Consider the following 16,266-nt stretch of genomic DNA (forward strand, 5'->3'; position numbering starts at 1 on the left):
TGAATCAAAAGAATATGAAGATACAACTGAAATCCGGCCCCCTGATTTATCTGATCGCGATATTGCTCTGTTTAGCTGCAAGCTCATTTGAAACGGCATTTACCCATAAATGGGTAGTATTAAAAGATTGCAGTGTAAAAGTAAACGGCACGACCAACGTAAATAAGTTTAGCTGCAGTATTCCTGAATACACGCAGCCAGACACGATCAGTTTACGGAGTGGGAATACTGCCGGATTATCAATGTCAGGTCAGCTTGCATTGCCGGTACTAAATTTTGATTGCAATAATCAGATGATGACCAATGATTTGCGTAAAACACTGAAAGCGAAAGAATTTCCTAAGCTGTACATCCGGTTTTTGTCTATGGAGAAATATCCGGACTTAAAGGCTGAAGCAGAATTAATCACCGGAATAGTGAATATAGAGCTGGCCGGGGTAGTAAAAAAAGTAAAAGTAAATTATAGAATTACCACAGATGCACAGCAGGTGATCCATCTGGTAGGAAAGCAGACAGTGAACTTTTCAGACTTCAACTTAAAACCGCCCAAAAGATTAGCTGGTATGGTGAGGGCAAATGATCTGCTGAATGTAGAGTTCCGGGTAAATTTCAGGATTGTTTCCTGAGGCTAAAATTCCAACTCAGACTGTGCTACCTTGTATAAACACTGGCAACTCACACAAAAATAGTCTAGTCTTTTTGTTTTGCCTGTCTCCATTTTTACCATTGGAATATGGCAACGCGGACATGTCTCTTTTGAATAGGCAAGCCATCTTTGTATTAAGGTTCGTTCTTTCTTCCACCTGTAAAAGTCGAAGCTGTAATTCCTTACTTCATCGATGATTTCTCTCAGTTTGGGTTTAGGAACTGCACCTATACGACTCAAAGGATGCACTTTTGAGCGAAACAAAGCTTCATTTTTAATAATATTGCCGGCGCCTGCAAAAACGGACTGATCTAATATTGCATCACAAATAAAAGTAGCAGGCTTTTTTATCAATTTCCGGAGTGCCGCTTCAGGATTCCAGGAAGGCGACATGATGTCGGCCGACCAATCATATATTTCTTCTAAATTCCGGGTAATGTAAACTAATGAAGCTGAATAAATATTAACTATCTGGCTGTCGAATGTAAGGCTGATGTCCTCCGATCCATTTGGTAACCCATTAATCGTATATGCGCCAGACATCATGAGATGTATCCTGATCGTGAATTGCTCAAAACACAGCAAAAGATGTTTCCCCCAGCTTTTTATCTCTATCAGCTTTGCATGCAGTAACTTTTGACTGGCTATTTCGGTGATGCCGGTTACTTTAGTAATTGCTTTTCCCTCAACGTGCAGCGCTTTGAGCCGCTCCTTAAAAATAGCGATTATAGGTCCTTCTGGCATAACAATGATACATTGTTGTTTCACATATCAAACCCTTATAGAGGTGATTTGTTTTTCACAGGCAATTAAAATATGTTTATCAAAAATTAGTTTCAGATTTGCTGGTGAGATAAGCTTTATCTCAAACAGTTCGATCTTGAAGCGGGGTACCAAGTACAAAGACCTTTTAAAGTGAAAAATGAATTGGGAACCTATCAGAAACCTGCACATACGTTCAGACTGGGGATAGGATACAGATTTAAATAGGTGAAAATACATTCAAGCGGTGATGATACCACTTGAATGTATTGATGGATGGAACTAATCCAGTAAGGTCCAGGTACGTTTTGTTTGCACCTGCTGCACCATCTGTTGTTCTGCAACAACGATATTTTCTTTACGCTGACCGATGTATTCGAGTAAGCTCAATTTATTCCACAACGCTACCATGACCTTAAGGAATTCCTCCACCATGGACATGGACGCAAAGATGTCCTGATGGTCATATACCAGTTCAATATTCCTGGCGAGCAGCTCTTCAAAGTTACCCGGTGTTACGTCTCTCCATTCGTAAAAATACTTCAGCATTTCTTCGCGTTCTTTTGGCTCAATCATCTTGATCCCGGTAAAAAACACATGCGCCAGATTTGAGCCTACGCCGGCAATGTATACCGGCGATTGCTGATAACCGAGGTTCCTGTAATTAAAAAAGATCTGTGCGATATAGTCCAGCATCTTTTCGGAAAGTAAACGGATATTTTTACCCAGTGGGGTGATTGCCTCTTTTCCTGAAGTTTTGTCGATAATTTTAAAAGCTGCCAGTTGAAGATCGTTAATCAGCTTGCTGTATAATTCATAATACCTGAGCAGGTTGGGGTGACTAATGATACTGCTGCTCGGCGGGATATAATTATTGTTAATCGAGATCCTGCCATTTTCCAGCACCAGCTGTCCGATGGTAAGGTGATAATTATCTATTGCCTTAGGTGCCATTTCTGAAGCGGGCAGAATTGAAATGCTGTACCCTTTTTTCACATCCGGATAGCGTGGTGGATTATCTTCCGGGTCAGGATTGCCTGTAGGAACTCTTTCAAAAGGGTTCACCAGTAGCAGGATATTATATAGTGTACTTTTAGAAGATTCTCCGTTTTCACCGCTGAAATACTGACTGTAAACCAGCTGGTCATCAACGTTTGAAGAATTTACAATGTCTATTCTGCAACCTTCTGCGGTGATCGCGTTACAATGCCTGACTTTAATTTCTATATGATTCGTAGCTTTCTCAATAATTTCTATATCATGAGAAGTACGCTGACCAGATAGAGGAGGTAATAATCCGTAATTGAAGTTATTGATAAATATAGAGCTGGCGTCTCTTACAAAATCCTGGTTAAACTGATCTGTGGCTACAAAATGATCGCTGGACAGCTTCATACCATCCACCCAGTTTACGGGTTTGTATTTTAATGGTGATATCATAATCGTTTAGGTATAATTTTATTTATATAAAAATAGATTCGTCACCTATTTTATCAGGCTTGTTTGCATTTTCAGACACTCTTTTCGCGTATATAGTATCTTTCTCCGTGATCTTGTTGTGAATAATATCCAGGTCGGGATCTATAAAAATGTTCTTTTTAAAGAATGATGTTTTAATGAAAAAGATCCACCGGTAAGAATCGTTGTCATCTGCTTTGAACTGGACAGGGTTCTTAGGGAATTTAAGATTATAATCTTCAATGAACTTATAAAACCAGTTGCCAAAAATCATATTTTCAGGTGCCTTTGCCTTTACTTTCAGTGGTTCTGCATCGTTTGTGTTTTTATAGAGCTCCAGTTCCAGTACCAGCATACGATCGAAATCCAGGTGGTCCATATCAATATTAATGGGTGTTGGCGGGTATGCCCAGATTTTGTAAATTTCTGTCGGAATACTGATCAGTGAAACATAAGCCCACCAGAATAATAAGGGAAGAATAAACGTAAAGATACTTGTAGCCGCCCATATCCCGAACCGGATATCGCTAAGCCAGTTGAAGGCGAGTTGAAACAGGTAAAAACTCAGCAAAAAACTAATTAAGATCCCAAATACAATGAAAAATTTCCTTTCAAGGATTTCTTTCGGATAATATTTTGAGAAAAGGTACACGAACAGGCAACCAAGGGCAACATAATAAATCTGGCAAATAATATAACCCCATGGCATAAAATCAAAGCTTAAAAATCCGAGTAAACCGGGAATGGAAAGCGTGATACTTAACACCAGAATGCTGACGATTAATCTTTTGTTGTTAAGAAACTGATTCTTCTTATTTACAATGGAGAGTAATGCAGCAGAGATGATGAAAATTAAAGGAAATAGAAGATAGCGGATAAAAAATGATTGAACGTCCATTAAATTATACTTGATGTTTTTTGTTTAAAGCCTTAACAAATATAATACCTTAAATTTTTTAGGATTAACTTGGTATAGTTATTAAGGTACTATGGTTTAATTATACGGTTAATTAATATATGAAGCAAAATCTACATTTAAAGAATGACCTGAACACAGACTTTAAAGCTGTGGCAAAAGCAGCGGAAATGATGGAGAACGGCGATTATCAGTCGGACCAGATTATGGTTCTTCCTGCCGGACCCCGCCAGATGGCTTATGCTAAAGATATCGGGAACCATTCTTTTTATTACTCTGACAGTAAACGTAAGGACTGTATCATCATCGAAACCAATCAGGAAGGCTTCTATGATATGTTGCCGGAAGGCCTGTTCCATGAGACACCCACTGGTAGTTCAGGTTTATCAGAGCAGGAAATGATTGAAGATGTGCAGTTAAGGCGCATTGAAGAAAAAGAAGCAAGAAAATTCTTTATGCCCTTTGAGGCTGAGGTTAATCATATGCGTACAGTGCTTCAGCTGTATGAGAACCGGCTGGATAAAAGAACTACCTATGATGACCTGACCATGATTTTTGGCGCAGAATGGAAAGAATTCGAATTATTTGATAAAGAACAAAGTATCATCTGGATGCATCTTTTGCCGGTAATTCATCAAAAACGTAACGATGTAAAATTTTTGGGACAATTACTTAGCCTGCTTTTTAAGGTGCGTGTAGATGTTGTGCTGAAATCACTGACTGCCAAGCCAAAGGCAATTGATGAGCATATGCAATTCAAACTGGGATTCGGCACATTGGGGATCAGTTCAATTATCGGGAGCAGTTTTGACTCGGATGAGGAAGAGATACATATCAACGTAGGGCCGGCAGATACGAACAAATTAGTCAATTTTATGCCTGGTACACCATATTCCAGGATTATTGATCTGGCGGTATCCTATCTTATTCCGGTAGAAACAGAGATCAGGGTCAACCTGGTCGCCAATGCGCGTGACCGTTCAGGCGCACTGGGACAGGACAATAGTCATTCTTTTTTAGGATATACGGTTTACCTCTAAGCGAGTATGAGCCTGTAATGAATATTCATGGTGCTGCGGTTCTCCAGTTTGGACTTGGTGAGGCTCAGCATAGATTTCCATTCTTCGCTGTTCAGCTCATTGTGTTGTGCAGGGGTAATCAGGATATCTGTCGTTTTTATAAATCCCTCCTTAGGGTTTTGTGCAGCCATTAAGCCCTTACGGATATTTACTGCCTTTATCTTGCTGCCCAGTTCATAGAAGCAGAAGTTCACAATATCAGCCTGTGTAACCAGTCTGTTTCCTGTAGTAAGGCCATATTTGTAAGCCTGGACCCTGTCGCCCGCATTTAGCCTGGATCGGCCGCCCTGAGAATTACTAAGCAAGAAGATACTTTCAGGAATCATCTTATTGCTTTCGAACGACTGTAAGTGACTTCCCGGTCTGATCTGGTTGCCCATCTCTGCATTCGTGGTCCAGTAATCTAAAAACATGATATCAGCATTGTTTAAAGGCTTTACAATGATATAATTGATCAGCTCTTTGATGGTGATCAGCTGGGCTTTCGTTTTCTGCTCAATAACAGAAATATTTTGTTCCAGTTCTTTCAGGGAGCTGTTCAGGAAATCAGATCCATAGGAAGAGAATGCGGCTTTTTCATCTCTCAGCAACTCAAAAAGATAGTCGACCACCTCTTTTGCATTACGGTTATCAAATCTTTCTGTTCCGCCGTAGCGGATAGAGAATGAGCCTGCATTCGCATCATCATCCTGACTGTGTGGTATTTCCGTATAGGCATTTCCTAACTTATCTGTCAACGAGTGTACGGCCAGAAACTGGTGATGATCCGGCAGTTTCACGGGAATAATATTCGTCATCATTTTCAAACGGTGTTTGAAATCATGAATCCTTTTGTTTACGACAGGGAATGCATTGATGGAGATATGTATCTCATCCAGCATGACCTCGTTGATAGCTGCGGGCAAAATAACTTTAAACCACAGTATTTCCTTCTTAAAGTTGGCCAGACTTCCCGGCTGAAAGACCTGATCAAATTCCGGTGGATATAACTGCGTTTGAGGAAGCAACAGATTATCTTCTTCAATAGTCAGGAACCGGTTGGAATAAAAGGCATTGATATCATCCGTAAGCAGGTTGAGGATGTCCTGTTTCTCGAAAGGAGATTGAAAGTTCTTTTCAGGCTCCAGATTAAATTTGTTTAATGTCGTATGAACGGGTTTATTGTTCAGGAACCATTTAGAAAGCGTCAACAGGTCATATACATTGTCTTCCACCACATAATTGCGCCAGTCGAAATAAAAGCTCAGTCCATTGATGGATTTCAAAGACTGAGGACTTTCTATGCCCAGGTAAACCGTATTGTTCTCCAGGGAGCTGCCGGGCAGGGAATGCAAGAGTAAAGATTTATTGTGCTGACCATCAACCTGAAAGATATTGCTGCCGGTTGCGATATAAGCTATTTCTGCATTGAAAACCCTGACGGGCTTTAAAGGGCTGAAAAATATATCTGTGGTGTTTTCTCCGTTTGCCTCGTTTTTGTCTTTTAATCGTTTTCTGTAGAAGAACTGAGTAGTTGTTTCAACCCTTTCCTCTCCTTCAAAAGGACGTGCGTGCAGGATGGCATGTGCAGGAAGAGCGGAGGTTAAAGTGTCGGATGCCAGGATACGCGATATACGGTCTAAAATTCTGTTCTCCAAATTTTTAACTTCATTAGAAACGTTGAAGAGTTCAGTACTCAGTGCCTCGATAATGAGTTTAACCAGGGGGTCGAAGTCGTTTGTATTCTTGATCCCCCAATAGTCCCGCGCATTCTTTAAAATTCTGTTTCTGATTTCGTCTTTTGATGAGTAGAATATGTTCTTCATATTTTTATATTAGTATGTCAGCTGAGGGTGAAGCCTGACCTTGGTTTGTTGATTTATTTTACGTTTTAGCCTTTATTAAATGATAATATTTATTTTCACAGAACATATAATGTTCCGCTTGTCAGGTCACTGTCTTTAATTTAGTTCATCGTTTCCTTAAAATAGAACAGTTTTGGTTTAACTGGAAAGTGGACTCAAAAAGAGACCTGTATTGAAAAAATATTTTTCCCCTGTTGCATTTATTTTTCCACGTATAGTGATGTCCACTTTTTTCTTAATTTCAGTGACATTTCTTACGGAAAAGGTTTGTTCTACTTCACTCATTTTTATCTCCACTTCCACCTGATAGATCCGAAGCTCGTAATCCGTTATAGATCTGAGCAATGATTGCCTGAATCTTTCTTCCCAAATGGTTTCGCTGACGATTAATTCAAAATCCAGGTCCCATATTTCGCATCCAAAGTTCCTGTTATGCCTGTGTTCACCAAATCTTGTGAAAATTATTAGCTGCAAATTTTGTGAAATAGACTTTCCAAGTTCTGCTTCGAACAGATCCTTGTTTTCCAGAATGTTTTTTAATCGAAATGGCTTGTTGTATAAGTAATCTGACATAATTTCACACGTAAATGGAACAGTAATTGGTAAATGGTTAATCAATATTACGTCCAAAACTTTGAAGGGCGGACATATTGATGCTTTGTTTTTTAAATTAATGTTTATTTAATTAAGATTTAACATATCTCATTCTAATCCGATATAATGAAACCTATAAACGCTCAGGAACTCAGCAGGTCATACCGGCTTTTTATTGCCAATTTTATTGTATTGATAGCCTTTTCGCTGTTGTGTGTCTATCTCTTTTTCGCCGCTTCCAAATATGAATATCAGATTTTAGAAAACGAAGTCAAACAAACAGATCAGCTGCTGTCCAGAAGGAAAGATATCAATACCAAATTTGATATGATCCTTTACAGGTTCAAACAACTTTCTAAATATACCTACTTCAATTCTGAAGAAATGAATAACCAGGCAATCCTCCTGGAAGATATTCAAAATACAAATTACAAAATTCAGGAGATTATCAAAAAGCAGGACTCGAAAGACGGCAGCTTCCTGCTATATAAAAAAATGACAGAGGATGTAGCCCAGATGGCAGGCATCCAGGATTCATTGTCGACTACAAGATTTCAAATTGAGAATGTAAAATCTCAGCTGGAATCCTGTATTAAATCCAACAAAGCAGTAGCAATCAAATTAAGGGGCGGAAAATTCGGACGATAGTTATGATCAAATTAAGTATAAAGGAACGGAGAGAGCAATTTTTATTTTTCATCGGGATATTCCTGTTTACCATCACGCTGTTGAGTTATGGACTGTTCCACGATTTTGGGGAGGGCCGACTGGTGTCCAAACAGGATCTGGCAGAGCAGCTTTCTAAAAATGCTGAATTTGAAAACGATGTGAAAGATCAGCGTGATATCGTAGACACTACCTATAAACAGATCATGAATTTCGATCCGGGTGTTCAGGCTGTTTTTCTGGAGAATGATATTAAAAATTCGTTGGCATCAATTAAATCGATTTATCAAAGAAAGGCATCCGATGCTCGTTATAAGTCGTTTTTGCAGGTCTCACAACTGTATAGCGATCTGTTTTACGACAGAAGGGAGCTAAAAGGAAATAATACGGATATAGAACAATTGAGTAAGTCTTTAGAAGATTGTAAGTTATCAAACAGACAGTTAAAACAAACAATAGGCACTCAAAACAGATAATATTTTAAAACCAATACAAGCATATGGCCGACACGACTACAAATGGAAAATCAGTAAGCAGTAATTCGCAGGGGTATATTTTCCTGTACATCTTTATTGCAATTTTATTACTTGCAGGGGTTATTTTTATTTTTAAAAGCTCATTGTTTGAAAAGAGGAGTGTAGACGCACGCATCCTGAAAGATGAAATGTTTTTAAATGAGGACCTCGTATTTACCGATAACACCAGAAATGCAAAAAAATGGCTGTGGGAATTTGGTAACGGAGCAAAGGCAACTACCCAAAATGGAAGTTATCATTACCTGAAATCAGGTTCTTATATCATCAGGTTAACGGTAGACGGAGAATTGAGAGAACAATTCCCTGTGACGGTGAGAGATACGGTGACCAATGCAGTAGATACCATGGTTACGATCAGCGGACCTACCTCTGGTATTGTAAACGAGCAGGTAAGGGTAGAAGCGGAAGGTAAGGCCAACTCTTTTGAGTGGTCGTTTGGTGAAACCAACAGGGTAGACGTAAAAGGCCGTACTGCGCTTTACACTTTTCATACAGCGGGAAAATATATGGTCAAGCTGACCACAGACCGTAGCCGCAGGCCAATTTACCATACCATCTTTATCACGGATCCGGATTCAGAGTTTGAAACAGACATCGTTGTTCCGGGTGAAGGTGAGCGTAAAGTGATTGATGATATCAGGGCACGTTTACAAGCCATTGCAAATGGTGCCGACTTTAATTCCAATTATTATTACCTGATCCGTAAATACATGTGTAACAATGAAAAGGTGACTGTAAACGTAGATCAGGATGGTGTGAAAAAAGCGAGCGACTTCTATTCGTATGCAATGGGACTCACCTTCGGGGGTGAAATCATGGTGGACGAAGCGCAACTGACCATCAGTCCTAATTCAACCTGTGCAACACTGGTAAACATCAAACAACATTCAGCCAAGACCGTAAAAAACTAACCATCTATGAAACGAATTATATCCCTATTGATCTTATTAGTCCAGGCTGCTTTCGTCATGGCACAGTCGCCATCAGCGTTTGGTAAAAAAGTAAAATATATGCCTGAGGCTTATGAGAAGCCATCAGCGACAACAGATCTGGAAGATGCAAACAGTAAAAGTCATTTGCCATGGATCGTGTTTTCTGACAGAGATGAAAACTACACCACTACTGCACCAGGTGGAAGTCTGATTATGAAAAAGCTGAACTTCATGGAGCCTTTTTATGTGTCCAAAGAAGAAAATGGCTATTTGAAGCTGATTAAGTATAAAGCCGGAATGGTGCGGGGCAGAAAGATCAACGATAAAAAAAGTGCGATCAGTTATGGCTGGATTCCGAAATCGAAGATGCTGCTGTGGCAAAGATCTTATTCTGATAAAAAATCAGGATATCCGCAGAAATCAATAGCAATCATTAATGGTAAAATGCCAATGACTGAATCTAAGTTTTATTATGATAATACGGATTCAGCCTATGTATACAGTTCACCTGAATTGAAAAAGAGAGTTGCTAAAGTCAGACTCCATGAAATCAACTATATCTACAAGAAATCAGAAGACGGTAAAAAATACCTGATTGGAAATGAAGATCAGCTGGTTACAGACAGTGCAGCTAAAAGCATTTATGGTTGGGTGGCTTCTGACGCGATCCATAACTGGGGAGAGCGCTTATATATCGCACCCGCAACAATGGAATCTTATGATCAGGGAGATTCTGTTTCTATGGCATTGACTAATGTTCATATCGATCCGCTGCTGGATGTGAATGATATCATTCTGCGAAGTGCGCCGATAGTTGGTAACGATGGTGCAGGAAACTATACCATAGGTGTAGCAAGTGATGTATATAACAAATCAAACAATAAACTCATCACGATCAGTGGTAATGCATTGCCATATCTGACTTATCTGAATGTAAGAAAAAACATCCACAAGATCAATGTGATATTTGTAGTAGATGGTGGTAGTCCGATGACGAAATATTTCTCAGGATTAACGAACACGATCCAGTCTTTTGAAAATATATTCAACGATTATGGTAAATCACACCGCATTAATTATGGTGCTGTGGTTTACAGGGGAGCGTCCGATTGTGTATCGTCCGGAGTATTAACTACACCGTCGGTATCACCGGATTACAGGAAGCTAATGAATTTTCTGGTAGGGGAAGCCAAAAAAACAGAAAGCTGTAACGGAAGGATTACTCAGCAACCGGTTTTTGATGGTATTAAAGCTGGATTGAATATGCTGAGGTCGCATAAAAACGAAACAAATCTGGTCGTGTTAATCGGGAGTACAGGAAACGAATCAAATTCTTCTTATCAGCTGAACCAGGTAGTGGATGAGTTTGCGGATGTAGATGCAAGATTACTGGCCATCCAGATGTATAGCGATTATGACCAGTCGTTCAACAACTTTGTCCTGCAATCGAAGAAATTAGTATCTGATGCAGCGGTTTATTCCGCACAAAGAAAGAAAAGATTTCTGGTAAACGGTGAGGGACTGGACAACAAACAGGCCTATAATACGAGTCAGCTGGATTCCATTTCTTACTACCTTGACTATCCAAAAAACAGTTTAATCCAGGGAGGAGTAGTATTCCCTACTAAAGGATCTGTAAATTCCAACCAGTCGATGAATATTGCGATGCGCAGGTTTATGAAGGAAACTGATATGGATATCAACAACCAGATCAGTTCATTAGATAGTGCATTCAGGTTAACAGGCGTAGAACGCAAAAACCTTTCTCCCCTGGTAGAGAGCCAGGTGACTGCACCGGTAGGGGAAGATGTAGCGGATAAGATGCCGCATAATGGTTTTAAATATTACATGACCTCATCTGTTCCCTCAGATGTGGTGGCCAAGAATAAAAACCTGTTGCAATATGCTATTGTGTTGAACACAATGGAATACAAACAGCTGAATGATATCTTCTCCCTGATGATAGGTCAGAACTTACAGCCGGATCAATCTTCATTCAGGAAAAAACTGGTGAAAAACTATATCAATATTCCAAAAAATCTATTGGACATGGATATATCGAAAGGCGATATCAAATCAATGACCCTTTCAAGTTATATCAGGTCGGTAACCGGATTGCCTGTTGAAAATGAAATGCTCACGAAATATAAAGTGAATGATCTGAAAAGCGACAGCAGAATGCCGCAGGCAGAATTTGAAGCTTATCTGAAATTCCTGATCAGCTCAAGTGAAAATATCAAAAGAGGCACTCAGGTGGGACAGCAATTTATATCGAACGGAAAGACCTATTATTTTGTAACAGAAAAGAATTTTACACCAAACCCTGAAAAGGAAAATCTCTAACCATATATGAGTCTTACAAATATCAGCGAATCAGTAAAATTAGCGATAAGGGTTGCACAATCTTTAGCTAAAGAATACCATAATCCAGAATTTACTGCTGCTCACCTCTTAAAGGGTCTGATGCATAAAGAAGTAGGCTTAAGAGGATTTTTATCTTCTATAGGGAAAGATGAGGAGTACATCAGCGAATGGGCTGAGGTAAGAATAGAAGAACTGGATAAAACGGCTGTGGCTGCAGATGAGGTGAAGGGCAGTCCGGAAATTGCCAGGGTTTTTGAAGAAGGAGATCTGGTAAGAATTAAACTCGGATTAGACCTGATTACGCCGGTATGCATACTTACTGCACTGTGTAAACCTACAGTAGGATTCAAACCTGATCAGCTGAAATCTTTTCCGATTAAAGAAAAGGAACTGTTAGACCTTTATCTGAAAGATGAGGAATTGCAGCAAGTGGTTGCACCTGCGGCAGGAGCAGAAAAAGGTGCTAAAAATACCGGAGCAGCTGGTGCCCTGCATAAATATTGTATCGACAGAATCGCTTTAGCCAGAGATGGTAAAACAGATCCGATCATCGGCCGTGATAAAGAGGCACGCATGATTATGGAGATACTATGTCGCCGTACCAAGCCAAACGTGATCATTACAGGTGACGCCGGTGTAGGTAAAACTGCATTGGTAGATGGCTTTGCACAGGATATCATTGCGGATAATGTACCTGAACTGCTTAAGGGGGTACAGCTTTTTGAGCTCGACCTGGGGTCGCTGATTGCAGGGGCATCTTATAAAGGGGAAATAGAAGATCGTTTAAAAAATATTTTAAAAGAGATCAAGCAATTTGATAAGGCTGTTTTGTTTATCGACGAGATTCATACCTTGCTGGATAACAAAGGACCTATCGGTGGTGGTGTAGGTAATTTGCTTAAACCCGAACTGGCCAGGGGAGAAATCACTGTGATCGGTGCCACAACTATAGATGAATACCGAAAGATCATAGAACCTGAACAAGCTTTCAGCAGAAGATTTGAAGTGTTACAGGTGAATGAACCCAATGAAGCTTCAGCGATAAAAATGCTGGAAAAGCTGACAGAAAAGTATGAAAGTCACCATCAGCTGAAGATCCATCCTGAAGCCGTTCCTGAATGTGTGCGTCTGGCAAAAAGGTATATGAAGGACCGCCGACTGCCGGATTCGGCATTCGATCTGCTGGACCGTTCTATGGCGGCGATGAAGATGATGAACGATACTTCAGAGAAAGTGCTGGACGAGCTGACTTATTCACTGACCGAACTGGAACAGTCTGATGCTGAAGAAGAAATCGACTTTGTGAATTATAAATGGCTGTACAGTTTGATGCAGGATAAGGTAAGTCCGGTTTTATTGGGTCAGTTAACTGATGAAACGCAGGTGGAATCATTTGAAACGGCTGATGAATACCATCAGTATTTATCAAAAAACCTGGATGCACTTAAAGTGCTGACTGCACAAAAATCGGATGAAGTAAGCAAACAGGATATCGCTTCGATTGTATCTTATAAAACAGGCATACCTCTGGGTAAAATACAGGCACAGGAGAAAGAGAAATTGCTGAATATGGAGCAGTTTCTGAAACGTCGTGTAGTTGGTCAGGATCAGGCCTTAAAAGCAGTATCTGATGCCATCCTGGAATCAAGAAGCGGATTGAATAAAAAAGGCCAGCCTATCGGTTCCTTCTTTTTACTGGGGCCTACAGGAACCGGAAAAACGGAACTGGCCAAATCAATTGCAGAGTTCTTGTTCAATGATGAAAAAGCAATGATCCGCTTTGACATGTCTGAGTTTAAAGAAGAGCATTCAGCTGCATTATTATATGGAGCGCCTCCGGGATACGTGGGTTATGAAGAAGGTGGATTGCTGGTGAATAAAATCAGGCAGCAGCCCTATTCTGTGTTACTTTTCGATGAGATAGAAAAAGCACACCCTTCCGTATTTGATACTTTTCTGCAGATCCTGGATGAAGGGCATATGCATGACAGGCTGGGAAAGGAGGGAGATTTCTCTAATTCACTGATCTTATTTACTTCCAATATCGGTAGTGAATGGATCGCGGAGCAGGTAGCTAAAGATGAGATACCTACCTCGCAGCAGCTCATGGAAATCATGGCGCGTCATTTCAGACCTGAATTTTTGGCCCGCCTATCGGAGATCGTTCCGTTTGCGCCTATCAGTGAGAAAAATGTAGTCAGAATTTTTGAGATACAACTGAAGAGCCTTATTGAAGCATTGTACAAACAAGGCATAACTTTTGAGATTGAAGAGGAAGCTACGAAGATGCTGGCGCTGAGTGGTTTTACACCTAAGTATGGGGCGAGACAGTTATCAGGAGTAATCCGTAATGAGCTCAGGAGACCGATCTCAAAATATATTATTTCGGGTGAATTAAAGAAAGGACATTCTATCGTCGTTACTAAACATGCGGAGGAAGAACGTCTGGAGTGGAAAATTGTAGAGCAACATCCTGTTATTGAAGTGGAATTAACAGAAAATAATATTAAATAGATCATAAACCTTTAAATATCAATACTATGTTTAATTATGAAATTGGTGGTAACGAAAGAAAAATTGATACCTCAGAAGCATTCGCAGATATTGCGCACAATAAAACACTTTTTATCCAGAAATTAACGGATAACGAGCCTATCAAGCCTGAAAAGGTAGAAGGTTTGAAAACAGTTCAGGAGGTATTTAACCATTACCAGCCGAAAGTTACTGTAGGATTTGAGAAGCAGGATGGATCACCAGTAGCTGAGACATTACACTTCAATAACCTGGGAGATTTCTCTGTGAAGAGTATCATTAATCAAAGTTCACATTTGAATAATATCAATATTGAAAAAGAGATGTCTCTCAATGTAATCAAACAATTGAAATCCAACAAAACCTTAAAGACAACATTGGATGATGCAGAAACTAAAAGTGCATTCATCAGTGCATTGAAGAACTTTGTTGCGGAATTAGAAGAAAATAAATAATTGAGGTATCTATCGGTTAAACGATTTAAAAACATATTATGTCAACTCCAGAAGAACAAAAAATAACACAGGATGCTGCTCACGAAGCTGCCTTCAAACCAGCAGAAAAGCAGGTTCAGGAAAAACTTTCCCTGCAGGAGAGTTTGGATAAACTGGCAAGGGTAGGTGGTTTCGACCTGTTGGAAGCAACGGTAGATGGACTGCAAAATCTGAATCCTGAAAGGAAAGCAAGAAAACAGATCTTCTTAACAGGTGATGAGAAGAAAAAAGAAAGAGAAGAACTGAAAAAGAAAATCCAGTTATGGATTGATGTATTGGAAGAATCGGATTCTGTAGCGGATATGACGACGAAAAGCACTGAAAAACTGCTTGCAGCAGAAGAAAATCTGAACAAAAATATTGCTGCCGCACTGGAAACAACGAGGGAGCTGGAGCAGGCTTACAGATCTGTTAACCTGTTTTATCAAAATACGGAATCAGATAAACTGAAAAATGTGGTGTTGCTGAATGCTTCGATGGATCAGATCAAAGATTTAGATAACCCGAGGTTTATTGATTATGTCGGTGATGAGCTGAAACAGAAGTATGACAGGCTTGATTTACGTGATAACTATTCACTGATGGTGATTCCGGGTTACATGGGCTCTAACAAAGTAGTAGAAAAGTGGGGTAAGATTGCTTACGAGAATAAAGCGATGCTGGTAACAGACTTCGCAGATTTAGACCAGCCTGATGATGTGATCGATCTGTTCACCGCAGCAAACCTGACTGGTGCAGATGCTTTCCGTTCGAATGTAATCATGACCTGTAACTGGTTAGTAGGCAGGGGTAAAGTTGCAGAGGTTGGTGAAGAGGATGACCTGACTATTCCGGGATCAGCAGCACTGGCGGGTAAAATGTATTATACCTTAATGTCACAGGTAACAGCTGGTAAAAAACATGGTGCCATCAATGATGTTGACGGGGTGAAGTTTGATCTGAAAAAGAGCGAGATTTCTCACCTGGAGCGTATTGGTTTAGTACCAATGGTAAATGAATATGGTAAAGTAATGGCCTTCTCTGCGAAAACATTGTTTAACGGAGATAACATTGGTCTGCAGACTTATTCAGTTGTTCGTGTATTCGACTATGTGACTAAAGTATTGTTCGACTTCCTGAACAGAAGAGCGTTTGAAAACTGGACTTCTAAAACTGAGCAGGACCTGCGTGGTCAGATTGTGAAGTTCCTGGATGGTATTCAGGGACCTGAGCGTTTGATCGAACGTTTCAAAATCATGCGTTTCGAACGTGACGAAACACAGAAAGATAAAATACATTTAGACATTCACATCACCCCATATTTCCCTGCAAAAAGTTTCGTAGTGAAACTTGATGGTCAGAAAGGTGAAGACGAAGAGACTACCTGGAGCTCAGAATACGCGCAGCAGTAGATATTATTTTTCTTCGCTCAACATATCCTGCACAGATTGTATAAATCTGTGC

General features: G+C 40.0%; 14 protein-coding genes. 9 read left to right on the top strand and 5 right to left on the bottom strand.

Annotation, left to right across the window (positions count from 1 at the left end):
- Positions 1-14 precede the first annotated feature (14 nt).
- Positions 15-626, top strand: coding sequence for a YceI family protein (locus OQX62_RS13250; RefSeq protein ID WP_265832013.1), 612 nt, complete (start codon positions 15-17; stop codon positions 624-626).
- Between the two features lie 2 nt (positions 627-628).
- Here OQX62_RS13250 and OQX62_RS13255 read toward each other — a convergent pair whose 3' ends face one another.
- The 3 genes from OQX62_RS13255 to OQX62_RS13265 form a co-directional block, all read right to left on the bottom strand.
- Positions 629-1,390, bottom strand: a complete 762-nt coding sequence (locus tag OQX62_RS13255; RefSeq protein WP_265832014.1) for a DNA-formamidopyrimidine glycosylase family protein — start codon at positions 1,388-1,390, stop codon at positions 629-631.
- 300 nt (positions 1,391-1,690) lie between these two features.
- Positions 1,691-2,848, bottom strand: a complete 1,158-nt coding sequence (locus tag OQX62_RS13260; protein ID WP_265832015.1) for a hypothetical protein — start codon at positions 2,846-2,848, stop codon at positions 1,691-1,693.
- 22 nt (positions 2,849-2,870) lie between these two features.
- Entirely contained in the window at positions 2,871-3,764 is an 894-nt protein-coding gene (locus OQX62_RS13265; RefSeq protein WP_265832016.1) for a TssN family type VI secretion system protein, read from the bottom strand.
- Positions 3,765-3,883: 119 nt separating this feature from the next.
- Here OQX62_RS13265 and OQX62_RS13270 point away from each other — a divergent pair, with 119 nt between their 5' ends.
- Positions 3,884-4,822, top strand: a complete 939-nt coding sequence (locus OQX62_RS13270; RefSeq protein ID WP_265832017.1) for a type VI secretion system baseplate subunit TssG — start codon at positions 3,884-3,886, stop codon at positions 4,820-4,822.
- On the opposite strand, the gene OQX62_RS13275 is transcribed toward OQX62_RS13270, so the two are convergent.
- Positions 4,819-6,666, bottom strand: coding sequence for a hypothetical protein (locus OQX62_RS13275; RefSeq protein ID WP_265832018.1), 1,848 nt, complete (start codon positions 6,664-6,666; stop codon positions 4,819-4,821). The genes OQX62_RS13270 and OQX62_RS13275 overlap by 4 nt on opposite strands.
- 177 nt (positions 6,667-6,843) lie before the next feature.
- Positions 6,844-7,278 (bottom strand): GPW/gp25 family protein, encoded by a 435-nt coding sequence (locus OQX62_RS13280; protein WP_265832019.1) that lies wholly within the window; start codon positions 7,276-7,278, stop codon positions 6,844-6,846.
- A 147-nt stretch (positions 7,279-7,425) separates the two neighbouring features.
- Here OQX62_RS13280 and OQX62_RS13285 point away from each other — a divergent pair, with 147 nt between their 5' ends.
- Genes OQX62_RS13285 through OQX62_RS13315 form a run of 7 tightly spaced genes read left to right on the top strand, consistent with a single transcriptional unit; the run spans position 7,426 to position 16,214 of the window.
- A complete protein-coding gene (locus tag OQX62_RS13285) occupies positions 7,426-7,947 on the top strand; it encodes a hypothetical protein (protein WP_265832020.1) in 522 nt (173 codons plus the stop codon).
- A gap of 2 nt (positions 7,948-7,949) precedes the next feature.
- Positions 7,950-8,441 carry a type VI secretion system transmembrane protein TssO gene (locus OQX62_RS13290; RefSeq protein WP_265832021.1) on the top strand — a complete coding sequence of 164 codons (492 nt, stop codon included), beginning with the start codon at positions 7,950-7,952 and terminating at the stop codon, positions 8,439-8,441.
- 23 nt (positions 8,442-8,464) lie between these two features.
- Positions 8,465-9,412 carry a PKD domain-containing protein gene (locus tag OQX62_RS13295; RefSeq protein WP_265832022.1) on the top strand — a complete coding sequence of 316 codons (948 nt, stop codon included), beginning with the start codon at positions 8,465-8,467 and terminating at the stop codon, positions 9,410-9,412.
- Between the two features lie 6 nt (positions 9,413-9,418).
- Complete coding sequence (gene tssR / locus OQX62_RS13300; RefSeq protein ID WP_265832023.1) at positions 9,419-11,776, top strand: type VI secretion system protein TssR domain-containing protein; 2,358 nt, start codon at positions 9,419-9,421, stop codon at positions 11,774-11,776.
- A 6-nt stretch (positions 11,777-11,782) separates the two neighbouring features.
- On the top strand, positions 11,783-14,311 hold the full coding sequence (locus OQX62_RS13305; RefSeq protein WP_265832024.1) for an ATP-dependent Clp protease ATP-binding subunit: 2,529 nt from the start codon (positions 11,783-11,785) through the stop codon (positions 14,309-14,311).
- 26 nt (positions 14,312-14,337) lie between these two features.
- A complete protein-coding gene (locus OQX62_RS13310; protein WP_265832025.1) occupies positions 14,338-14,784 on the top strand; it encodes a hypothetical protein in 447 nt (148 codons plus the stop codon).
- Positions 14,785-14,822: 38 nt separating this feature from the next.
- A complete protein-coding gene (locus tag OQX62_RS13315) occupies positions 14,823-16,214 on the top strand; it encodes a DUF5458 family protein (protein WP_265832026.1) in 1,392 nt (463 codons plus the stop codon).
- Positions 16,215-16,266: the final 52 nt, after the last annotated feature.

Origin of the sequence: Pedobacter sp. MR2016-24 (genome assembly GCF_026239655.1) — a bacterium.
Classification (GTDB): domain Bacteria; phylum Bacteroidota; class Bacteroidia; order Sphingobacteriales; family Sphingobacteriaceae; genus Pedobacter.